The sequence below is a fragment of the Acinetobacter yuyunsongii genome (assembly GCF_041021915.1).
Classification (GTDB): Bacteria; Pseudomonadota; Gammaproteobacteria; order Pseudomonadales; family Moraxellaceae; genus Acinetobacter.
In genome coordinates this window covers 1,469,299-1,490,906 of the sequence record NZ_CP157435.1, presented here as the reverse complement: position 1 = coordinate 1,490,906, position 21,608 = coordinate 1,469,299, and the positions used below count along the sequence as shown (strand labels likewise).

At 36.5% G+C, this 21,608-nt stretch carries 21 protein-coding genes and 1 pseudogene; 13 read left to right on the top strand and 9 right to left on the bottom strand.

All coding sequences use genetic code 11. The features are described from left to right. Positions 1 to 64 precede the first annotated feature (64 nt). From ABLB98_RS07120 to ABLB98_RS07110, 3 genes are all read left to right on the top strand, one after another. The gene (locus ABLB98_RS07120) at positions 65 to 334 is read left to right on the top strand and encodes a YARHG domain-containing protein (RefSeq protein WP_249570702.1); all 270 of its coding nucleotides are present in this window, start codon (positions 65 to 67) and stop codon (positions 332 to 334) included. Between the two features lie 87 nt (positions 335 to 421). Beyond that, on the top strand, positions 422 to 835 hold the full coding sequence (locus ABLB98_RS07115; protein WP_087537097.1) for an HIT family protein: 414 nt from the start codon (positions 422 to 424) through the stop codon (positions 833 to 835). Between the two features lie 251 nt (positions 836 to 1,086). Then, positions 1,087 to 2,253, top strand: a complete 1,167-nt coding sequence (locus ABLB98_RS07110; protein WP_288401880.1) for a porin — start codon at positions 1,087 to 1,089, stop codon at positions 2,251 to 2,253. Between the two features lie 59 nt (positions 2,254 to 2,312). Here the strand turns inward: ABLB98_RS07110 and ABLB98_RS07105 are convergent, their stop codons facing one another. Beyond that, entirely contained in the window at positions 2,313 to 2,936 is a 624-nt protein-coding gene (locus ABLB98_RS07105) for a YidB family protein (protein ID WP_348882559.1), read from the bottom strand. Between the two features lie 188 nt (positions 2,937 to 3,124). On the opposite strand from ABLB98_RS07105, the pseudogene ABLB98_RS07100 reads away from it, so the two are divergent. Next, positions 3,125 to 4,215, top strand: a pseudogene (locus ABLB98_RS07100) (IS4-like element ISAba33 family transposase). A 68-nt stretch (positions 4,216 to 4,283) separates the two neighbouring features. Here ABLB98_RS07100 and ABLB98_RS07095 read toward each other — a convergent pair. Further along, positions 4,284 to 4,745, bottom strand: a complete 462-nt coding sequence (locus tag ABLB98_RS07095) for a DUF6231 family protein (RefSeq protein WP_004662088.1) — start codon at positions 4,743 to 4,745, stop codon at positions 4,284 to 4,286. Between the two features lie 38 nt (positions 4,746 to 4,783). On the opposite strand from ABLB98_RS07095, the gene ABLB98_RS07090 reads away from it, so the two are divergent. Then, entirely contained in the window at positions 4,784 to 5,653 is an 870-nt protein-coding gene (locus tag ABLB98_RS07090) for a DUF2797 domain-containing protein (protein ID WP_348882990.1), read from the top strand. Positions 5,654 to 5,690: 37 nt separating this feature from the next. Here ABLB98_RS07090 and lpxB read toward each other — a convergent pair whose 3' ends face one another. Next, a complete protein-coding gene (lpxB, locus tag ABLB98_RS07085) occupies positions 5,691 to 6,869 on the bottom strand; it encodes a lipid-A-disaccharide synthase (protein ID WP_348882930.1) in 1,179 nt (392 codons plus the stop codon). Between the two features lie 247 nt (positions 6,870 to 7,116). Between lpxB and ABLB98_RS07080 the strand changes: the two genes are divergently transcribed. The 8 genes from ABLB98_RS07080 to ABLB98_RS07045 all read left to right on the top strand — a co-directional run bounded on the left by ABLB98_RS07080 (position 7,117) and on the right by ABLB98_RS07045 (position 16,167). Continuing rightward, complete coding sequence (locus tag ABLB98_RS07080; protein WP_348882931.1) at positions 7,117 to 7,410, top strand: hypothetical protein; 294 nt, start codon at positions 7,117 to 7,119, stop codon at positions 7,408 to 7,410. Between the two features lie 2 nt (positions 7,411 to 7,412). Then, the gene (locus tag ABLB98_RS07075; RefSeq protein ID WP_348882932.1) at positions 7,413 to 8,969 is read left to right on the top strand and encodes a PepSY-associated TM helix domain-containing protein; all 1,557 of its coding nucleotides are present in this window, start codon (positions 7,413 to 7,415) and stop codon (positions 8,967 to 8,969) included. Continuing rightward, positions 8,966 to 9,253, top strand: coding sequence for a DUF1634 domain-containing protein (locus ABLB98_RS07070; protein WP_256415542.1), 288 nt, complete (start codon positions 8,966 to 8,968; stop codon positions 9,251 to 9,253). The genes ABLB98_RS07075 and ABLB98_RS07070 overlap by 4 nt, the downstream gene beginning before the upstream one ends. A 243-nt stretch (positions 9,254 to 9,496) precedes the next feature. After that, positions 9,497 to 10,384 carry a sulfite exporter TauE/SafE family protein gene (locus ABLB98_RS07065; protein ID WP_348882991.1) on the top strand — a complete coding sequence of 296 codons (888 nt, stop codon included), beginning with the start codon at positions 9,497 to 9,499 and terminating at the stop codon, positions 10,382 to 10,384. Positions 10,385 to 10,501: 117 nt separating this feature from the next. Further along, complete coding sequence (locus ABLB98_RS07060) at positions 10,502 to 11,593, top strand: 3-deoxy-7-phosphoheptulonate synthase (protein ID WP_005160221.1); 1,092 nt, start codon at positions 10,502 to 10,504, stop codon at positions 11,591 to 11,593. Between the two features lie 416 nt (positions 11,594 to 12,009). Continuing rightward, positions 12,010 to 12,510 carry a hypothetical protein gene (locus tag ABLB98_RS07055; RefSeq protein WP_348882933.1) on the top strand — a complete coding sequence of 167 codons (501 nt, stop codon included), beginning with the start codon at positions 12,010 to 12,012 and terminating at the stop codon, positions 12,508 to 12,510. 75 nt (positions 12,511 to 12,585) lie between these two features. Continuing rightward, positions 12,586 to 14,697 (top strand): TonB-dependent receptor, encoded by a 2,112-nt coding sequence (locus ABLB98_RS07050; RefSeq protein ID WP_348882934.1) that lies wholly within the window; start codon positions 12,586 to 12,588, stop codon positions 14,695 to 14,697. A 3-nt stretch (positions 14,698 to 14,700) separates the two neighbouring features. Then, positions 14,701 to 16,167 carry a PepSY domain-containing protein gene (locus ABLB98_RS07045; protein WP_348882935.1) on the top strand — a complete coding sequence of 489 codons (1,467 nt, stop codon included), beginning with the start codon at positions 14,701 to 14,703 and terminating at the stop codon, positions 16,165 to 16,167. A 56-nt stretch (positions 16,168 to 16,223) separates the two neighbouring features. On the opposite strand, the gene ABLB98_RS07040 is transcribed toward ABLB98_RS07045, so the two are convergent. From ABLB98_RS07040 to ABLB98_RS07015, 6 genes are all read right to left on the bottom strand, one after another. Then, positions 16,224 to 16,964, bottom strand: a complete 741-nt coding sequence (locus tag ABLB98_RS07040) for an adenosylcobinamide-GDP ribazoletransferase (RefSeq protein ID WP_348882936.1) — start codon at positions 16,962 to 16,964, stop codon at positions 16,224 to 16,226. 102 nt (positions 16,965 to 17,066) lie between these two features. Then, positions 17,067 to 18,647, bottom strand: a complete 1,581-nt coding sequence (locus tag ABLB98_RS07035; protein WP_348882938.1) for a histidine-type phosphatase — start codon at positions 18,645 to 18,647, stop codon at positions 17,067 to 17,069. Positions 18,648 to 18,762: 115 nt separating this feature from the next. Beyond that, positions 18,763 to 19,362, bottom strand: coding sequence for a histidine phosphatase family protein (locus tag ABLB98_RS07030; protein ID WP_087548028.1), 600 nt, complete (start codon positions 19,360 to 19,362; stop codon positions 18,763 to 18,765). Continuing rightward, positions 19,352 to 20,422, bottom strand: a complete 1,071-nt coding sequence (gene cobT / locus ABLB98_RS07025) for a nicotinate-nucleotide--dimethylbenzimidazole phosphoribosyltransferase (protein ID WP_087548027.1) — start codon at positions 20,420 to 20,422, stop codon at positions 19,352 to 19,354. The genes ABLB98_RS07030 and cobT overlap by 11 nt, the downstream gene beginning before the upstream one ends. 1 nt (position 20,423) lies before the next feature. Continuing rightward, positions 20,424 to 20,942, bottom strand: coding sequence for a bifunctional adenosylcobinamide kinase/adenosylcobinamide-phosphate guanylyltransferase (cobU, locus tag ABLB98_RS07020; RefSeq protein WP_005160251.1), 519 nt, complete (start codon positions 20,940 to 20,942; stop codon positions 20,424 to 20,426). Positions 20,943 to 20,944: 2 nt separating this feature from the next. Continuing rightward, complete coding sequence (locus ABLB98_RS07015) at positions 20,945 to 21,568, bottom strand: 2'-5' RNA ligase family protein (protein WP_348882940.1); 624 nt, start codon at positions 21,566 to 21,568, stop codon at positions 20,945 to 20,947. Between the last annotated feature and the right edge of the window lie 40 nt (positions 21,569 to 21,608).

Here is a 21,608-nt window from a genome sequence, read left to right as displayed (position 1 = left end):
CGTGAAAATAGACATATTTTCTTAATTTATTTGAGTTCATGCCTTTTAACTAGAGGAATACCTCATGAATAAGTTTACGGTTGCAGTTTTTGTTGGATTGGTAAGCCTTACAGGTTTTAACCTTCAAGCAGCTACACCAGAACAAGAATGTAAAAAGTTGCAAGATGACTATAATCTCATCTATGCATCGAAAGGATTTTGTTTTAAAGATGCAGATGCCAAGGCTAAATATGGTAATGAAAACTGCCATACAACAAAGCCTAAATTTTCTGACAGAGAGCAACAACGCTTAGATGAAATTAAAGAGCGTCAAAAAGAATTAAATTGCAAATAAAAGCCTTATTTTTAAGTCTTAGCAGTTTATTTTCTATTCTTGTCTGAAAAGCAAAACTTCTCATCTCATTATATTAAAGGACTAATCATGGCGTACGATGACCAAAATATTTTTGCAAGAATCTTAAGAGGCGAACTACCTGCAATCAAAATCTATGAAGATGATCAGGTCCTCGCTTTTATGGATATTATGCCTCAAGCAGATGGTCATGCTTTAGTTATTCCTAAAACACCTGCTGTTACTTTGATGGATTTACCTGCTGATGCAGCAGCCTATACGATTCAAATTGTTCAAAAGATAGCTAAAGCAATTGAAACCGCTTTAGATGCTAAAGGGATCGTACTAATGCAACTTTCAGGAGTTGCTGCTGGGCAAACAGTTCCACATGTGCACTTCCATTTGATTCCTAGCTCAGTTCATGAACTTGGTCGTCATGCAGCACAAATGGGTGATCAGGAAAAGATTAAAGCCTTTGCTGAAAAGATTAAAGCAGTGCTGTAAGTAAAAAATTATCTATACGATGGGGCTTTTCGCCCCACTTTTATTTATTAAATATATAAAAATCAATAACAAATATAATTATTACTAAATATGAATCGTCATCAAACTGTCATTTTTCTTTCACTTATCTGTCACAAAGTTTGCCGATACTGCATACAAGTCAGTGAGCTGTGTAACTTTATGTACACAAGCAAGCTTATAACAGTAACTAAGGCATCAGCCATTTACAAAAAGTGTTTGGAGAAATCTCAATGAAAAAATTGCTTCTTGCTGCTACTGTAGCAACTTTAGCCATGAATGCAGCGCAAGCAGCACCTACATTGTATGGTAAGCTCAATGTGACTTTAGATCAAATCGACAAAAATGGCTTTAAAGATGAAAGCGTAACAAAAATTAACTCAAATGCTTCTCGTCTTGGTGTGAAAGGTGATGAAAAATTAACGAATGATTTATCAGCAGTTTATTTAGCTGAATGGCAAGTAAATACTGACGGTGATGGTACAGATCTTGGTATGCGTAACCGTTACATTGGCCTTAAAGCTGATGGTATTGCAACGTTGAAAGTTGGTCGTTTTGATTCTTACTTAAAAACTGCTGCTGGAAATAACCAAGATATTTTCAACGATCACAACGAACTAGATATGACTGCTATTTTAGCTGGTGAAGATCGTTTAAATAACGTAATCGGTTTTGAAACTGATAAGAAATTACTTGGTGGTTTAGCATTTAACATCATGTTCCAGCAAGGTGAAAATGCAGCAACATCTGCAACTACAAAAACATCTACAACTTCAACAGCTGGCGTTACTAAAGAAACAACTGTAGTTACAAACTATGGTTTAAAAGATGCGCGTGATGGTTTTGGTGATGGTGTTTCAGCATCTTTAACGTATGAAAATAAAGATGTCGGTTTAGCTGCGGCAGTTGCTGCAAACCGTGCTGTAGCAACTAAATTTAGTGCACATAACTTAACTGGCGTTTATGCTGATGCCGTTCGTGTTACAGGCTCTTTAGACTTTACCCCAATTGGTGTTGATGGTTTGGTATTTGGCGCATTATGGCAAACAGCTAAGCCTACAGATGATGTTGTGGCTGTCATCACAACGACTAAAGAAACTGGGAAACCAGACACAGTCACTAATAATTCATTTAAAGGCTTAAAAGAAAATGCTTTTGGTGTAACGGCTGCATATATCATCCCTTCTACACCAGTAAAGTTAAAAGCAGAATATATCTCTGCTAAAACAGAAGCTGATGGGCGTGATGATCGTAAACAAGATCTTTATGGTTTAGGTGCAGATTACCAGATGAATAAACAAGCTCGTTTCTACGGTGTTGTTGCTCAACAAAAAATTGACTGGCAGAAAGACAACAACAAGAAAACTGTTATTGGTTTAGGTATGGAATATAACTTCTAATCAGAAGTTTATTTCAAATGTTAAATAAAAGGGCGTTTCGCCCTTTTATTTTTATATACTTATCTTTTTAAAAAACCACTCACCAAATTCAATATTTGTTGAATATCTTGATTTGCTTCTTGGGGATTGGTATTACTTCCTTGCGGAGTCAAAGAATCAATCACTTGAGGTAGTACAGAAGCAATCGCACTATAAATTTCTTGCTTTGGCGCTTGTGCTTGTTGAGCAACCTGTTCGATATCTTGATCATCAAACAAGCTTTGAATATTTTGGGTTGGAACATCTTGAGCATTTGCTTGTTGAGGATCGACCCAGCTCTTAACCTGATTGGATAAACCTGTACTTTTTAGTTTATCTAATGCCCCTTGTAAGCCTCCCTGTTTTTGAATCCAAGCAAGAACCAACGGCAATACGGCTATAAGTAATGTTTGTGCTGTGTTACCACTAGTATTACTATTTGTCTGAGATGTATTGTTATTCGTACTACCTAACTGACCCAAAACTGAACCTAGGATTCCACCTAAACCACTTTGCGGCTGATTTTGATTGTTTTGTTGTTGACCACTAAGTTGCCCTAAAACAGAGCCAAGAATTCCACCCAAACCACTATTTTGTGAAGATTGTTGCTGACCGCCTAAGGCCTGTTTCGCTAAAATCTCTACGATATTTGTCAAATCTGTCATGATTTTTATATTCCAGTTAGAATTATTTATTCGAAAAGCATACGCTGCTTTTCAACATGAAAACAAAGTTAAAGTGTTAAAATTTGCAAGAACATTTCATCAGTTTATTATTATTTTCTTTGTACACGACAAAAAAAGATAACTCATTGAAATAATGGCATAATACTTGTTTTCTGACGACGAATATGATGACACATTTCAATGAGTTATATCTCATCTTAAACAAATATCTAAAGTGGAACAAGTCACATGTAAAATGTTTTACACTGATTATGCTGGCATTAATTATAAAACAGACATGTAATCTTTCTTCTGCATCTAAAGCCTTACCCATCAAGTGCTTACCACAATCATTTTATCGACGTATACAACGCTTCTTTGCAGATCAGTACTTCGATTATCGTCAAATTTCTCAGTTAATTTTCAATATATTTTCATTCGATAAAGTCCAATTAACTTTGGATAGAACTAACTGGAAATGGGGAAAACGAGATATCAATATCTTGATGTTAGCCATCGTCTATCGTGGAATAGCGATACCTATTGTTTGGACATTGCTCAATAAACGTGGAAATTCAGATACAAAAGAGCGTATTGCTTTGATTCAACGCTTTATCTCCATTTTTGGTAAAGATCGTATTGTGAATGTGTTCGCAGACAGAGAATTTATCGGTGAGAAATGGTTTACATGGTGAATTGAAAATGACATTAACTTCTGTATACGTGTTAAAAAAACTTTATTGTGACCAATCACTTAGCCAAGAATCATAAAATTAGTGATTTATTTCGTCATCTTCAAGTTGGTCAAACTGAATGTCGTAAACGACGTATTTGGGTTGGTCGAGTGAAACTGTATATTAGTGCGCTACGATTAGAAGATGGAGAACTTTTACTTGTTGTTTCTCGTATGTTTAATGCTTCTGCTATTCGTGATTATGCATTACGCTGGGAAATCGAAACCTTATTTAGTTGTCTCAAAGGACGTGGATTCAATCTTGAAAATACTCGTTTAACAGACCCTAGACGAGTCAAGAAATTGATAGCAGTGCTAGCGATCGGTTTCTGTTGGTGCTATTTAACAGGTGAATGGCAACATGATCGAAAAAAAACGATAAAAATAAAGAAGCATGGACGACTTTCAGTAAGTTTATTTCGATACGGTTTGGACTATGTTCAAATGGCTATTCTACGTTTGATTGGTTTTGGAAAAAAAGAAGAATTTAAGAAAGTGCTCGCAATTTTAAGAAAGAAAAAGCCTGATAGGACAAGGGCCCTATGAAATTTGTCGTGTACAGAGTATTATTTTATAACTGCGGCTTATTCAGAGCCGCAGTACAGTCTAAGAAATTACCAACGAAATTTATTCCAATTTTCTGGATTTGCCCAAAATTTAGAGTTAAACCAATCAGGAACATGTTTATAAGTTAAAATATTGAATTGCCATAGAGCAAAATCACTATCATGAGTAGTTTTATCAATAAGTTGAGTAAAACCTAGTGAACGTAATAGCTTTTCATCATTTCGTTTACTAACAACAACAATCCTTTTTGCCATTAAGTCGCGTAACTTCACTAAAAGCTGCGCTTTATGTGTTTCAGTGATGTTTTGCATTTGCTCTGTATCAAATAATACAAAACCTAAATCATAACGTTGTGTAAATGGCAGATTTAAAAAGTCAGTTACGTTAAAATGATGCCATTGAATTTCAGCATTTTGATCAATTTGCTGACCGATACAAAGTGCAGTATGAATGGGCTGTTCTTTAGATAAATCGTCTAGCATAGAAGTGATGACATTTTGTTCAGCCATAACTGCAACCCTTGATTGAGAAAGATGAGAGTTTATTGATGGAACTACAAGGCATTTGTCACAAAATGCACGCAGCGCTCAAAACGCATAGTGTAACTGATCAACCAACCAGCAAGGCAAATGTTGAATATAAATTTATATTAGATCGTTCAGAAACTGATCTACCCTTCGTACTAGGTCAAGAATTAGAAATTGAATGGACTGGAAATATTTTTTGTACTTCGTGTGGTGCAAAGACTCCAAAATCATATTCACAAGGTCACTGTTTCAAGTGCTTCAAGACCAAAGCTGAATGTGATCTTTGTATTATGAAACCTGAGACTTGCCATTATCATCTTGCAACTTGTCGTGATGATGAATTTGCACATAAGGTTTGTTTCCAACCTCATATTGTATATTTAGCTAATTCAAGCGCACTAAAAATTGGAATTACTCGTATCGTTAATATGCCAACTCGATGGTTAGATCAGGGTGCAACCCAAGCTTTACCTATTTTAAAAGTTGGTTCTCGCCGCTTATCTGGTCATTTAGAAACTTTATTTGGTACACAAATTGCCGATAAGACGGATTGGCGTAAGCTCCTTAAAGGTGAAGCTGAACCATTGAATTTAATTGAGCAACGTGACCAGATCTTGGAAGAATTTGCACCTAAAATTCAAACGATCCGAGATGAGTTTAGCCAAAACCTAGAATTCAATGAAGAACTTGAATTTTTAGAACATGAATTGCCTAAAGAATTTATTTACCCAGTTGAACAATATCCAGAAAAAATTAAGTCCTTAAATTTGGATAAAACACCCAAAATTCGTGGTGTTTTACATGGCATTAAAGGGCAATATTTATTACTCGATATTGGTGTCATCAATATTCGTAAATACACAGGCTATGAAATGATTTTAAGAACGTAAATGATAAGGTGGCATTTGAAATGCCACCTTTTTTAACTTAATTTGTTTTTAAACAATTCAGAATTGCATCAACAGGATTTTCAGTATCTCCTGAGATTAATTGTTTGTGCATGCTTAGATGTTGCATCATCTGAATATGTGCTGTTTCATTATCCATTAATTTTTCAATTTCAGAAGCAAGGTGTTCTGGTGTTGCATCAGCTTGAATTAATTCTTGGATGACTTTTTTACCTGCAATGATATTAGGTAAAGAGTAGTATGGAATCTTAACGAGAAACTTAGCAATCATATAAGTTAACCAATGTAACTTATAAAAAGTCACCATTGGGCGATGTAATAACATTGCTTCAAGCGTCGCAGTTCCCGATGCTAGTGCGACAACATCACTCGCATTCATGACCATACGACCTATTTTAGATTCAGCATCGGTATTTTCTAAAATATAAATTTTTGATTTTAAAGTGACATCTAAATTTTGAATACCATGTTCAATTTGTTGTTTTCGAGCATCATTAATTGCTGGAATCAGAAACTCTAGTTCAGGATATTTCTTATGTAGTATTTCCGCAGCCCCAATTAACAAAGGCAATAGTCTGTCAATTTCACCTCTTCGACTTCCTGGTAATAAAGCAACGTGCATTTCATGTGCAGATAAGCCAAGCTGATGTTTTGCTTCTACAATTGGATTTTTTAAAGGTAATTGTTTGGCTAGTGGATGCCCAACAAAAGCTGCTGGAACATCGTAATTTTCATAAAATGTTTTTTCAAATGGGAATAAACACAACACTAAATCTATACTACGTTTAATACCATGTACCCGCCCTTGACGCCATGCCCAAACAGATGGACTTACGTATTGAACTGTTTTAATTGGTAAATTCTTTTCTTTTATTGTTTTAGAAAGACGTAAATTGAAATCAGGTGCATCAATTCCAATAAAAATATCCACTGGATGTTCAGTCCAACGTTCAACTAGACCATCACGTACAGCAAATAACTTCTTTATATCTTTCAAAACCTCCACAATGCCCATTACTGATAAAATTTCCATTGGATAATAACTATGGAAACCCTCAGCAATCATTTGTGGACCGCCAATACCTTCAAATTCAGCATCAATTCCTTGTTCGCGAAAACTGCGCATGAGTTTCACTCCTAGAGTATCTCCAGAAACTTCTCCCACCACGATACCAATTTTTAGTTTTTGCTTTAACAAGACCAATGCCCCACTGAAATATTTGAATGATTCTAACAAAATGATTTTACATCGAATCATAATAAGCTATCCAAATTGTTCAAGATTGGTGAATATAATGTTTGATCTAAAATTCCATTCATTACTTTAAAAATTATCTTGATTAACGATAGTTAAATGATTGCGAGTTTACTTTCAATTTATTAATATTAATAATAATCATTTTCATTTGATATTTATTCTCCTATTGGCTAGTTAAAAATCATTTATGGCAAAATCATCATCACTTACGCTCATCTATCGCCTAAGTATTTTTTACCGCTTTACCTTGAGTTTTAGTGTTGGTTACGTCTGCATGATGTATTTGAGCTTATGTCTGACTGCATTATTTCTTCATTCATTCGCTAAAGCTGAAGCCATTTATTTGGCTGCCTTTATTTCAATAATTTTTTATTTACTATTCATCATTGTTAGTTTCTGCACGAATTCTTTGTTAAAACTTACTTGGATTAGCTTGATTTTGGCAGGTACTTTATTCGGCTTATCTGTAGGTTTAAGTTAATAATGCAAAACAAAAGTGTACGCCAATCTATGGCATGGCTACATGCATGGACGGGTTTAATTTTTGGATGGCTTTTATTTGCCATTTTTCTGATGGGAACGAGTGCCTATTATCGTCATCAGATTAATTTATGGATGCAGCCTCAACTATCGCATTATCAAATTAATCAAGTAACGGCTATTCAAACAGCAACAGAGTATTTAGAAAAAAATGCAGCTGATGCTAAATCTTGGTATATCAAAGTTGCAAATAAAGAAGAACCTGTCAATAAAATTTATTGGGAAAAAAGTATAGGTGGTTATGAAAGCCGAGACTTGGATGCAAATACTGGTCAAGAACTTAAACTTTCTACAACACAAGGTGGTGACTTTTTTTATAATTTCCACTTTCAGCTGTACGGATTACCTGTCCTTATTGGACGCCTAATCGTTTGTATCGCAGCTTTTATTATGTTGATTGCATTGGTTTCGGGCATTATTACCCATAAAAAAATCTTTACGGATTTCTTTACATTGAGAACTTTTAAATCACAACGCTCTTGGCTCGATTTTCATAATATTTGCTCTGTACTTGCTCTTCCCTTTTTCTTGACGATTACTTTTACTGGTTTAGCTATTTTCTTTTACTTATATTTACCGTGGGGTATGAAACAATTATATCCTGAAAAGCCATTTCAATATTTCACGGAGATCAGAACAATCTCTCAAACAACCAATATCGATTCTCCCCCAACCCAAGCAGATATGCAGCCAATCACTGTGTTATTAGAGAAATTACCACAGCACTGGGAGAACGAAGAATTAGCAACGATTGAGGTTAAAAATCCAAATACTAATCAAGCAAAAATCACTTTTAAACAATTGGAAGATCATTCCATTACCTTAAATCAAACACAAATTACCCTAGATGGTGCTGGAAAAATTTTAGGCAACACAAGAAATAATAGTGCAGTAGCAACCTTAAATGCAGGCGTTTATGGTCTACATATGGCTACATTTGCGCAACCACTACTACGATTTGCTTTCTTTTGTTCAGGAATACTAGGTTGTTTGATGATTGCGTCAGGACTACTACTATGGAGTCTGAAGCGCCAAATCCAAAATAAATCTGAGAAGTTTCATCTTGGTTTTTATTTAGTGGATCGTTTGAATGTTGCGACGTTTATTGGCTTACCAATCGCCATGCTAGGTTATCTTTTTTCAAATAGATTGATACATATTACTGAAACCACCCCAAATTATGAAATTTATACTTTTTTTAGTGTGTGGATGCTGAGCTTGATTGTAGCCCTACTCACCCCTAAACAATATTTATGGAAATCACAAGTTTTCTTCTTCGGTTTGATTGCAGTTGTTTTACCAATATATAACTTAGTGTATCTCAATAATCATCGATTAATTTCAGACCTTTCAAGTTATTGGTTATTTCTACGTGTTGATTTATTCTTACTCATTTGCGCTTTATTCGCTATTTTTATTTTTAGATATATTCAACCTATTCAGGAAAAGTCCATACAAAAAATTAAAACAAAATTAGCGAAAAATAAGGTGAAGGCATGATTTTTTTGAGTCTAATTTTGATACTGATTGGAATGACCTTCTTATATAAATGTAGTTCTAAGCAAATCAGCAAAACGAAGCAAGTATATCTCATTCGCTATAAAACTCTCTTCAAATTTTTTGCTTACCTCTGCTTTTTAATTGCAGGAAGCCTACTCTGTCTTGAATATGGAAACGCTATAGGATTTGTAAGTTGGTGGCTATTTGCGACACCGATTACATTTCTACTTGTGTTATGGGTTAATGAATTAAAACCTAACAAAAATAAAATTTTAGCAAAATAGAGAATGTTTAAATCACTCTACTTTTCAATTAATTATTTTACGTCACTTTGATCAAACTAAGATTTACTCTACGAACTCATAAGTGCAAATTAATGAAACATGGCTGTGTAATTCAGTCAGTTTTTATACCGCCATCGACATTCTTTAGCTTTTTTTTGCATAAGTAAATCACTATTCATCACAACGAGTTATCTAAAAAAAGCATAAGATATGCTGGTTTTTGCATATTTAGGCATATTGATTATGTTTGGTCCTGTTGAATTTATTCTAGCTGGGGTTTTGGTTGGTTTCTGTGTAGGAATCACTGGTGTTGGTGGTGGCTCATTAATGACCCCCATTTTGATTAGTTTATTCAAAATTGAACCTCATATTGCAATCGGTACAGACCTGCTATATGCCTCTATTTCTAAATTTTGCGGTTCAATGGTACATGCTAAAAAACTAAATATTGTATGGCCAATTGTACTTTGGCTTGCGCTTGGAAGTATTCCTGCATCTTTTGCCACCTCTTGGGTTTTAGAACATTATTTAAGTCAATCAACGCATTATAAAGCTGTACTGACCATGGTCTTAGGCTTTATGTTGACCTTGACAGGTATCTCTATTGTATTTCGTAGCCAAATTGAAAAGTTCTTTGATCGTTTCCGTAATCGTGAACAAGCAAATATGGAAAGTGAGCAACATGCCCTCCAGCATAAACGCTTATATATCGTCATCATGGGCATGGTTTTAGGTATTTTCGTTACCCTGTCTTCTGTAGGCGCTGGTGCTTTCGGGATTATGGCGCTCGTAATTATGTTTCCTAACTTACCGATGATTCGTATTATTGGTTCAGATGTAGTCCATGCTGTCTTATTAACAGCTGTTGCTGGTTTAAGTCATATGTCTTCAGGTAATGTCGACTTTCATTTATTAATGTGGTTACTTGTTGGTTCTATTCCTGCAATCATTGTCGGAACTTTGATTAGTTCGCGTATGCCAGAAAGACTTATTCGTAGAATCTTAGGTATTACATTATTTGCCCTTGGTGTTAACTTTATGGTTAATCCAGTTAAGGCAAAACCTAAACCAGTTGAAACCCATAAAGTTGCTGTTGTTCAACAAACAAGCCTTTCATCTAGTATGGTTTAATTCTAAAAAAGCCGGTTGTTTTCCGCAATTTTTGCGAATCGATAGTTAATCAATCGGCTTTTCATGCTATATTCGTAGACAAAATAACCTCTTCTTTCGATTGAATTTGTGACAGCAATGAATACTCTACAGTCAAATCCAGTTTCTCAGCCAGATATCGACGACGTTAATATTAAAAGCATTCAAACCTTAATTACCCCTGCGGAACTGAAAGCTGATCTTCCTTTATCTGAAGCTGCATCTCAAACTGTGTTACAAGGACGTGCAACTGTACGTAATATTTTAGACGGCAATGACAAACGTTTGTTTGTGGTGATTGGACCTTGTTCAATCCATGATGTTAAAGCTGCAAATGAATATGCTGATCGCTTAAAAGAATTAAGTGAAAAAGTAAAAGATACTTTATACCTTGTGATGCGTGTATATTTTGAAAAACCACGTACGACAGTCGGTTGGAAAGGTCTAATCAACGATCCAGATATGAATGACTCTTTCAATATTGAAAAAGGTTTACATATTGGTCGTGGTCTTTTGCTTGAATTAAATGAAAAAGGTTTGCCATGTGCGACTGAAGCACTTGATCCAAACTCACCACAATATTATCAAGATTTAATTTCTTGGTCTGCGATTGGCGCACGTACTACAGAAAGCCAAACACACCGTGAAATGTCTTCAGGCTTATCATCTCCTGTTGGGTTTAAAAACGGTACAGATGGTGGTTTAACTGTTGCGACCAATGCTATGCAATCGGTTAAGCACGGTCATAGCTTCCTCGGCTTAAATGAAAATGGTCAGGTGGCAATTATCAATACCAAAGGCAATCCTTATGCTCATGTGGTATTACGTGGTGGTAATGGCAAGCCAAACTACGATGCTTCTTCTGTTGCGGAAGCAGAAGCAGCTTTGGCAAAAGCCAAAGTCAGCAACAAGATTATGATTGATACCAGTCATGCCAACTCAAACAAAGACCCATACTTACAACCATTGGTTCTCAAAAACATCACAGAGCAAATTCTGGATGGGAATAAGTCAATCGTGGGAATCATGGTTGAGAGTCACCTTAAAGGTGGTCGTCAGGATATTCCTGAAAACCTATGTGATCTAGTATATGGTCAATCTGTGACTGATGGTTGTATCGATTGGGATACAACAGAAAAAGCATTGTTAGAAATGCATGAAGCACTTAAAGATGTTTTACCAAATCGTTAATCTTTAAGTAGATGTAAAGCAGGCTCTCATGAGCCTGTTTTTATTTTTAAATTTTCCATTAAAGTTTCATGACTCACTAGATCTAAAACTACTTTTTCAATATTTGCCCTATTTACGTTTGGGATTACAATTAAATTTTCTTGTAAAAATATTGGCTCGAATTTAAATCATCATTTAGTGTTTGCATCAAACGAACAGGGTCGTAGAAAACTAATTCATAATTCTTATTTCTATACGTTAATACTAAAATAATCCATCCTTTAGATTCAAACACCCATTCTTCGTCATCGAAAAAACTGGAAAATTTATACGGTAATCTGCCATATATTTGTGTTCTTAGATATTGAATTTGTTTTGAACTGTAACATTTTTTTAATTATACTGCTGCCACATTTCCCCTACGACGTATTGCTGATATGAAGTCCAGTTTTCGTCAACACTTGCTAAAGTGGCGTGCCTCATTCGGTGCGATTACTTTGCTTTGTTTACTCTGGCATATCTTCTTACCAACGATGGTACATACTGGCGTCGTACCTGCACTCTATGCAATGCCTACACATTGCCAAGTCACAGATATTAAAAATAGTTTGATGTTGTCTGAATCTCATTCAAGTCACCATCACGCTATGCATGAAATGCATCATCAACAGCATTTACAATGGACTGCGCATGATCAACTGAGTGACTATGCCAAAGAGGTTTTTGCTCTTGCTAGTCAAATCATGAAGCATTGTCCTTTATGTACACATGGTTTAGATGCTGTTGCAATTATTCCTTTAATTGCATTTATTTTAATCTTTGTACTGGCTTGGTTTAGTCGTGTACGATGCCTATGTTATACGTGGTCAGAAGATCTGCAAATTCCACGTATCTTCTATATTTTTCCAATTAAACAAGCACCACCGCTCGCTCTATAAAAATGCTTTTTTAACATTCCGTATCCAGTGTCTCACTGCGGTACAGCCTCGTTTATTGCTTTTATAGAGTTAAATATGAATACTCAATTGCGTTTGTCAGTATTAACGACAGCATGTCTATCGATTACCTACAGCTCAATCACTCTGGCTGAAACAGCTTCTGAAAATGAAACAAAAACCCTAGCTACAATCGTAGTCACGGCAAGCCGTGAAGGTGAATCTATAAATAATACTCCTGCTGCGATTAGCAAAATTAGTAGCCAAGATATAGATGATAAACATGCCACATTCATTGGTCAGTTAGTTAATCAAACCCCAGGTGTCTTAATGAATGACTTGGGCAACGAACAACATATGATGTCAATTCGTCAACCCATCACCACTTCTGCTGTTTATCAATATTTAGAAGATGGTATTTCAATCCGTCCAGTCGGTGTGTTTAACCACAATGCTTTATATGAAGTAAATTTAGCTGGAATTGATAGCATTGAAATTTTGCGTGGCCCAGCAAGTAGCTTGTATGGAAGCAATGCAATTGGCGGCACGATTAATTTCCTCACCAAAGCACCGAGTTTAACTCCAACTGCTGATTTAGGTTTGAGTGCAAGCTCTGAAGGTTATCGCCGTTTAGACTTAGGCGCATCCAATACGTTTGATACTGAGTATGGTGAACATGGTTTAAGACTGTCTGCCTATGCCAGTGATCGTAGTGATAGCTGGCAAGATCATGCTGAAAGTAATAAGCAAAGTGTGACCTTAAGACATGATTGGCGTATATCAGATGCCACTCAAATCAAAAATATTTTCAGCTACAACCATTTAAAAACCGATATGACGGGTAGCCTAAATGCAAATGATTTTAGCAAACGTCCAGGTTATAGCTATCAAACATTTACATATCGAGAAGTAGACTCAACCCGTCTTTCATCACAGATTAACCATCAATGGGATGATCAGCAACAAAGTCAATTGACCGTATATTATCGCGATAATACAACCGATCAAAATCCGAGCTACAATATTCGCACTGATGTAAAAGATAAAAAGCCTACAGGAACTTATAGCGGGCAAACCACCTATAACGCTTTTCAATCTTATGGCTTAAATTTACAGCATTCCATTAATTTGGATCAGGTGAAATTGATCATTGGGGCAATGGCAGATCATTCGCCGAACCAAGCTCAAACCAATGATATTCAAGTCTTTCGTGATCCAAACACGCTAGTTTATACGGGTTTCAAACAACGTCAGTTGTTACGTGATTTCAAAGTTGATGTCAATAACCAAGCATTGTACACACAAGCAAATTGGCAAGCTTTGCCGAATCTAAGTTTTGTTGGTGGTGCACGCTATGATTGGATCGGTTATGACTTTGATAACAAGCTTGTTCCCTCTAAAGTTACAGGTGCGCCAGACGAAAAACGTAGTTTTCACAAGGCAAGCCCTCAACTTGGTTTTGTATGGAATATCTCACCTGAATTAGATCTGTATAGCAATTGGTCACAAGGTTTTGTACCACCAGAAGTTAGTAGTTTATATGGCGCAAATCTGGTCACACCAAACTTAAAAGAAGCTACATTTAATAATATTGATGCGGGTTTACGTTTCAAAGTTTTAGATGACCGATTGGATGGAGAAATTACCTTATATCGTTTACAAGGTAAGGATGAAGTTCTAAGTTATACAAAACCTGATAATACCCGTGAACCACGAAATGCAGGCAAAACCTTACATCAAGGTATCGAAATTGGTGGAACTTGGAATATTACTGAACAGTATGATCAACGTTTAAAGTTATCTGGAAGTATCGCTAAACACGAATATAAAGAATTTCAGCCCTCATCAATACTCAACTATAGCGGCAATACAATGCCAAACTCTCCAAAAAGTTTTGGCACAATTGAATATCAAATCAAACCTATTCCAGCATTATTACTTTCGGCTGAAGGTGTTTATGTCGGTTCATATTGGATTGATGATGCTAATACTGAAAAATATGATGGGCATACCATTCTAAATTTACGTGCAAATTATCGTAAAAATGCTTATGAGATTTATGGGCAAATTCTGAATGTAGCTGATGTCCATTATGCTGACAGCACTTCATATAGCAGTAATCAAGCTAGTTATACGCCTGCAGCGCCACGAACCTACTTATTAGGTTTGCGTTATCATTTTGGAAAATAAACAATGAATGCCAATCAACTCAAGAAGTTACTGAAATTTCATCGTAGCTTTGGAATGGTGCTTGGCATTCTGATTTTGATGTGGTCTTTAACAGGTGTGTTGCATCCAATTATGAGTGCAACACAACCTCAACCCGTCAAACGAATGCCTCCACCTCAGCAACTGAATTTAACAAATGCTTTGCCTGCACCTTTGGTTTTACACCAGCATAAAATTGAAGAATTTTCAGGATTACAAACCATTCAGCTACAACCTGAACTTGTGGCTTATCGAGTTTTACAACCAAATCAAAACATTGCGGAGTATTTTGATAGTCGATCGGGTCAACTCATCACAGATGGAGAGCAACAAGATGCAAAACGTCTTGCAATTTGGTATACAGGTTTAGCCAAACAACAGATCGTTTCGACCGAACTGATCACTGAGTTTAGTGATGATTATCCAAGTGTGAATCGTCTATTGCCTGTTTGGCGTGTAAGTTTTGATAATGGTTTAAGAGCTTATGTCGATCCATCACAATCTCGATTAGCCACACTATCCAATGACCAAAAAATGTGGATGGCGAAAATATTTCGTTTAGGTCATACATGGACTTGGGGCGATCAACCGTGGACAGGACAAAGTATACTGATGCAAATTGCCTTAATTGGCATTTTGGTACTGACTTGTATGGGTATTGGATTATTTTTTAGGATTCGTAATAGCCAGAACCATCGTTTAGCTCACAAGCCAATTCGCTTTTTACATCGCTATTTAGGCATCAGTTTAAGTGTATTTATTTTGCTATGGGTATTTAGTGGTTTCTATCATGTTTGGCATAAAAAGCCAGAGATTGTGAACATTCAACCAATATTTTATACACAGGATTTAAGTGCTGTCGCATGGAAAAAGGCTGTTCAACAACCAATACAACGCCTTAATCTTGTACCGATCTCCTTTGCTCAAGATCATGCTCAAGCAGGTTGGATGATTCAATTAACAGGCAAACCGCAGCTACAAGGCAGCATGACCGCAGTCAAAGAACATGATCATCACAATCATGCTAAAAATGCTGCCCCTGCAATTGAATTGATCAATGCGAATACCGCGACAAAATTAAATACGCTTGAGCAAAGTAAGCAGTTGGCTGCCGACTATTTATATTTACCAGTGGATCACTTTACTCAAAGCTCTTGGGTCACCAGTTTTGGTGGTGAATATGGTTTCATCAATAAGCGTTTACCCGTAGTAAAAGTTGAAAGCAATTTAAGCGATCAACTCAGGTTGTATATTGAGCCAAGTAGCGGTGTGATTGCAGCGCAAGTCACTCAACAAGATGCTTTAGAAGGTTTTAGTTTTGCATATCTACATAAATGGACATGGCTACCACTAGATAAAACGCTCAGAGATATCTTGTTAGGAAGTATCGCTGGACTCATCGCTTTATTGGTGATTTTAGGTTGTACATTAGCAGCCCGAAAATCGTCCTAAGTTCTTTATTGATCCTTCTTAGTTTAAGGAGGATCAATGTTTTAGAATTAAACCTGTTAAATATAAAATGAAGCCATCACAAAACTTAGTATTAAACCTGTCTCAACCAGCTCAATTGCAGCGCCAACAGTATCACCAGTAATCCCACCAATTCTTTTGATAAACAAGGCTCTTAAATAAAACAATACAGCAATAAAGCAGATAAAAGTCACCAATCCTAACCATTTAAACACACAAAGTAATGCAATTGTAATGACACAAATAGTCCATGTAAGTTTCTTTGGAATAAAATCAGTAATTGAACGTCCTAGCCCTTTATCACGAACATAAGCTGTGGTTAGAAATAAAAATAATGGAACACTACGCCCAAGCATTGGAACCAGAATCAAAAAAGCATTGAGATGCTGCTCAAGCAGTACATACAGCGCAGCAAACTTGAGTAAACAAACTACAACAAGACTTAGCACACCAATTGGACCACAGTTTGGGTCTTTCATAATTCTGAGTGTACGCTCAGGATCACCAAAACCACCGACCCAAGCATCGGCTGTATCGGCTAAACCATCTAGGTGAAGTCCACCTGTGAGCCAAATCCATAACACTAAAATGATGCTGGCAATCAATAAAATTGGCAGCTTGACTAAAACTAGAGATGAAGCAAACAGAATCAGCCCAATCAACAAACCCACAAATGGATAAAATAAAATCGCTTGACCATTTTGTTTTGCATTAGGCATTGTTTTTAAGTTAATCGGCAAAACTGTCAAAAATTGCAAGGCAATCCAAAAAGCTGTCATGCAAAAAATCTCTATCAAACAATATTGATGATTTACAGATTATGAAGAAACAAAAATGGGAATAGAACCCTATTCCCAAATTAAAATGATGAATCAACTAGATTATTGAATTTGATAACATTGTTTGAGTTTCAAATAATCATAATAGAAACTGTTGGTACTATATTGTGCATATTTACATGATGATTTAAACAAGGTCTCTTTTTCATTGTAGAGCATTTTTACCAAAGTTGTGCCTTGAGCATTTTGGTAAATATCCCACTGTAAATTCGCTGCCATTGGCGATACTACTTCACCTCTCCACGTACTATTGCTGTAGTTATAGGTTTGACGTAAAGGCAAAGGCTGCATCATGTCATGTAACTCCAAACTAGTCGCCAGTGGAATAATGATTTCTGCATGTGCGAAGCGTAATACCGCGCGGTGGGACTGTTGTTTATCGACAATTGCATCTACTTGCTTAAACAAATCTTGTTTTAGACCTTGAGCAATGTTACTGGTGACAGCATTTGATTCTTGAAAGCTTGGCCCTTTCTCATAAAAATCATTTGCATCGTTAAATTCAGCATAGAATTTTGCAGCATCTACAGGCATATATTGATCAAAATTTACATTTTTTAATTCAAGCTGCATGCCACCAGAAATTGAATACAGCTCATAAAGATAAGCTGCTGCGTCTACAGCACTTGCAATGGTATTTTTCCCTTTACCTTTTTCTGTAATGGTTTCACCTTTTGGCGATATCACGGTATAAGTGCCGCTATTACTAAAGGTATAGCCTGTTGTACCTAATTTTTTGATAAATTCAGGCTTAAAAATTGGGTTAAGCACACTCAGCGCAACTTGTTCTGCACGAGTATCTTTTTCAATTTCTTTGAGTTTATTGGTTAAATCGGTATTTTCTTCTTCAAACTGCTGATAAGCTTGGCTAGAATCATAAATTGCTTGTTGCTGAGTTGATAATAGCTTAGCTAAATCTTGATCTTTATTCAAGCTATGGAAATAAAGTTTAAAACGATCTACACCGCCATCCTCAATAGATGGAATACTGGTACTGACCAAACTTGTATATGACGTAGGTGTAATTTGATTCTTCAATTGCGGTTGTTGTTGAATCAATTCAGCAGTAAAAAACTTGGCGCTATCAACCGCACGATCTACGCCTGAGCTTTGAACTAAAATAGATTCAGGTTGTGTCGCTGCTGTTTTAAATAGCTCAGGTAGACGCTGTAAAAGACGGTCTGCGATACCTCGATGTTCTTGAATACCAAGCATCGTTTCATTGCCATATCCATACTGGCGAATCCCATCTACGCCGTAACCCAGCAAAATATTTGCTTTCATCATATTTTCTAAATCAGCACCTAGTTTTTCACCTAAAGGTGTTAAAGCATTCTCAGCCTTGGCTTGTTTCCATAAATTATAAAGTGCCAAATCATATTTAATGCTCGATAATCCTCGAGAACCATGACGTGCGACTAACTCTGTAAAAATAGGTTTAAAACCTTGTGGAATCGCTTCGTATTTTTTTAGATCTTGTTGTGGTTGGTATGGTGTTTTGGTTTGATAATATTTTGATGAGGTATTTTGTTCCGGGCTAGACTGTGATTGTTGCTCATTATTATCACATGCTGCCAATAAGATACTTGCACATAACAGACTGCTTTTCAATAATATATTCATAATGAATTTGCTTATCGTTTAAGAAATGACATGTATCATAGGCAGTAGTAATGACAGTTCGATTACAATTTTATGGCAGTGTGTGATGATCGAAAAATCTCTTATTACTTATTTATCAATGTTTTTCTTCAAAATACATCTCATCTAATCTTTTAGAGCATTCAAGTTGATAGAGCTTGCCCAGTTCAGCAGGCATTTTTAATAAATCATCTAAGTTTTGTTGGCGTGCTAAACAGGTAAGTAATTTGATGACGCCACCATGTGTAATGACTAAAGCCTTTTGCCCATTTTGTTCTTGTATTTGAGTATAAATCTGCTCAAAACCAATGAAAATTCTTTGTTGAAACTGGGTTAAAGATTCACCATTCGGCGCATGATATTGAGTCGGAAATTGCCAAAAATTTGCTAATCGCTCAGGTTCAGCTTCATAAATTACTTGGGTGGAAATACCCTCCCAATCACCAAAATACATTTCTTTGATATGCTCATTGACCCGCATTGGCAATCCGAGCTGATCTGCCAAATGCTCTGCAAAGCGACGACAACGCCGCAAAGGTGAACTGATAATCACATCCCAATCCACTGGAGTAGTGATGTACTGCTGAATGGTTGATTGCATTTGCAACCAACCCTGTTCAGTCAAATCATCATCCAAGTGCCCACGTAGCGTATGGCTTAAAGTCGTTTCACCATGTCGCAGTAAATCAATCTGCAACTTTGTGACCTGTTACAGCAGCTTCAGCAAATGTTGCCATTTGATTATGTAAGACACAGGCAAGCTGAATCATAGATAATGCCGCACCAGCACCACTGCCTTCCCCTAAACGTAAATTCATTGCTAAGATTGGTTGGGCATCCAATTCTTTTAGAACACGCTGATGACCATATTCCGCTGATTGATGTCCAAAAAGCATCCACTCACGGCTTTGTGGTTGAATACGTACTGCACATAAAGCTGCGACCGAACTAATAAAGCCATCGACGATAATAGGTAAACCAATTTGCGCACATCGTAAATAAGCCCCTGTGATTGCAGCGATTTCCAAACCACCTACAGCAGCCAAAATTTTTAATGCATCATTGGCCACATTTGCTCTATGAAGCTTTACTGCTTGATCAATCACTTTTATTTTATGTTGTAATTGCTCAATATTAATTCCTGTTCCTAAACCTGTAACTTGCTGGGCTGATTCGCTCAGCAACAAACAAGCAAGTGCTGAAGCTGAACAGGTATTGCCAATTCCCATTTCACCTGCAATAAAAATATCCGCATCTTTCGCCTTAGCAAGATCGGCGCTATTTTTACCCAGCTCTAACGCTGCTAAACACTCTCTGTTGGTCATCGCAGCTTGCTCTACAAAATTAGCAGTGCCAGCACGAATAGTATGGCATTCAACGCCAACATAATTGTAACTATCGCCTACTGTCCCACAATCAATCACTTGTAAATGGGCATGATGATGTTTAGCAATTACACTAATTGCTGCACCACCCGAAGCAAAGTTTTGCAACATTTGACGAGTTACTGCTTGAGGATAGGCTGAAACATTTTCTGCTACAACACCATGATCACCAGCAAAAATAGTAATCCAAGGTTTGTTAATTTTAGGGAAAACTGTTCTTTGTAAAGCAGATAAATTAATCGCAATTTGCTCTAAATCACCTAATGCGCCTGTTGGTTTGGTCAATTGAAGTTGACGTTGCTCAGCTTGTTGTTTTACATCTAGATCAGGTTGTTGTACTGCGGCTAAAAACCATTGTGCTTGTTGAGTCATATTATTTCTCATCTTTTAAAATCATTGGGAAACCAGCCACACAGAACACCACTTTATTTGCTAATTGCCCTAAAGCTTGATGTAACCGTCCCGCTTCATCCACAAATCGGCGGCTAATTTCACCCATAGGAACGACACCCAGTCCAGTTTCGTTACTCACTAAAATAATATGTGATTTGAGTTGGGGTAATAGGTTTAAAAATTTGTCTGTTTGCTGCTGTTGTAATTCAGCATGATCGGATAACAATAAATTGGTGAGCCATAAGGTCAAACAATCCACCAAGATCACTTGATTATCTTGATCTAATTGCAACAGCTGATCCGCAAGAAAAATAGGTTCTTCACACAATTGCCAATCATCAGGACGTTGTTGTTGATGATGCGCAATACGCTGCTGCATTTCAGTATCTAAGGCCTGCGCCGTTGCAATATAAATGACCGATAAACCTGTCTCTTTGGCTGTTTGTTCTGCCAAACGACTTTTACCTGAGCGCGCCCCACCTAAAATTAGTTGCAACATGTCTAACCTAGTTCAATTTGCTGATAAGGATATAGGAATCCTTGTAAAATCTGTGCCTTATAATAACCAAAAGTCAGTTTTTTGACCTCAATATTTATAGTTTTTATTGAAAGTTGTTCTATCCGCTCAAGTACAATATCACTCAGCCAAGCTTCACGATACAAGCCTAAAGTAATATGCGGACAATATTCGAGTGCTGCAATTTCCCCAGATACTTGAGCAAATTGTTGACGAATTTGAGCCAGCACATGATCTTGATCTTTGATATGCAAGAATAAAGCACTGCTAAAGCTATCTATCTGCCTAATTTCTAGCTCAAAAGTTGTGAGCTGTAATGCTTCAATCAGCTTGATCTGCTGTTGTAATTGTTGAATCTGAAAATCATCGTCGTATTGCTTGACAGCAGGCTGCAAGAAACCACACACAAATAAAGTAATGTGATATTGGCGTTGCTGTGCAGGAAGCAATAGATTTGAAAATTGTGCTTGGATTTCATCTAAATATTGAATCAATTCAGGTTGGTCAATCTCTATATACCAAAGCCCATAATCTGAACGACCCTTGTGCCATTCGGGATAATCACGCATTTCAGTTGCAATCAGTTGGGTGTCTGCTTCTAATAACACAACTTCAGCATCATAGATAAAGTTGCGTTATTCAAACATA

Coding starts and splice junctions, on each gene's coding strand:
- ABLB98_RS07120 (WP_249570702.1), top strand. CDS start 65: ATGAATAAGTTTACGGTTGCAGTTTTTGTTGGATTGGTAAGCCTTACA.
- ABLB98_RS07115 (WP_087537097.1), top strand. CDS start 422: ATGGCGTACGATGACCAAAATATTTTTGCAAGAATCTTAAGAGGCGAA.
- ABLB98_RS07110 (WP_288401880.1), top strand. CDS start 1,087: ATGAAAAAATTGCTTCTTGCTGCTACTGTAGCAACTTTAGCCATGAAT.
- ABLB98_RS07105 (WP_348882559.1), bottom strand. CDS start 2,936: ATGACAGATTTGACAAATATCGTAGAGATTTTAGCGAAACAGGCCTTA.
- ABLB98_RS07095 (WP_004662088.1), bottom strand. CDS start 4,745: ATGGCTGAACAAAATGTCATCACTTCTATGCTAGACGATTTATCTAAA.
- ABLB98_RS07090 (WP_348882990.1), top strand. CDS start 4,784: ATGGAACTACAAGGCATTTGTCACAAAATGCACGCAGCGCTCAAAACG.
- ABLB98_RS07080 (WP_348882931.1), top strand. CDS start 7,117: ATGGCAAAATCATCATCACTTACGCTCATCTATCGCCTAAGTATTTTT.
- ABLB98_RS07075 (WP_348882932.1), top strand. CDS start 7,413: ATGCAAAACAAAAGTGTACGCCAATCTATGGCATGGCTACATGCATGG.
- ABLB98_RS07070 (WP_256415542.1), top strand. CDS start 8,966: ATGATTTTTTTGAGTCTAATTTTGATACTGATTGGAATGACCTTCTTA.
- ABLB98_RS07065 (WP_348882991.1), top strand. CDS start 9,497: ATGTTTGGTCCTGTTGAATTTATTCTAGCTGGGGTTTTGGTTGGTTTC.
- ABLB98_RS07060 (WP_005160221.1), top strand. CDS start 10,502: ATGAATACTCTACAGTCAAATCCAGTTTCTCAGCCAGATATCGACGAC.
- ABLB98_RS07055 (WP_348882933.1), top strand. CDS start 12,010: ATGAAGTCCAGTTTTCGTCAACACTTGCTAAAGTGGCGTGCCTCATTC.
- ABLB98_RS07050 (WP_348882934.1), top strand. CDS start 12,586: ATGAATACTCAATTGCGTTTGTCAGTATTAACGACAGCATGTCTATCG.
- ABLB98_RS07045 (WP_348882935.1), top strand. CDS start 14,701: ATGAATGCCAATCAACTCAAGAAGTTACTGAAATTTCATCGTAGCTTT.
- ABLB98_RS07040 (WP_348882936.1), bottom strand. CDS start 16,964: ATGACAGCTTTTTGGATTGCCTTGCAATTTTTGACAGTTTTGCCGATT.
- ABLB98_RS07035 (WP_348882938.1), bottom strand. CDS start 18,647: ATGAATATATTATTGAAAAGCAGTCTGTTATGTGCAAGTATCTTATTG.
- cobT (WP_087548027.1), bottom strand. CDS start 20,422: ATGACTCAACAAGCACAATGGTTTTTAGCCGCAGTACAACAACCTGAT.
- cobU (WP_005160251.1), bottom strand. CDS start 20,942: ATGTTGCAACTAATTTTAGGTGGGGCGCGCTCAGGTAAAAGTCGTTTG.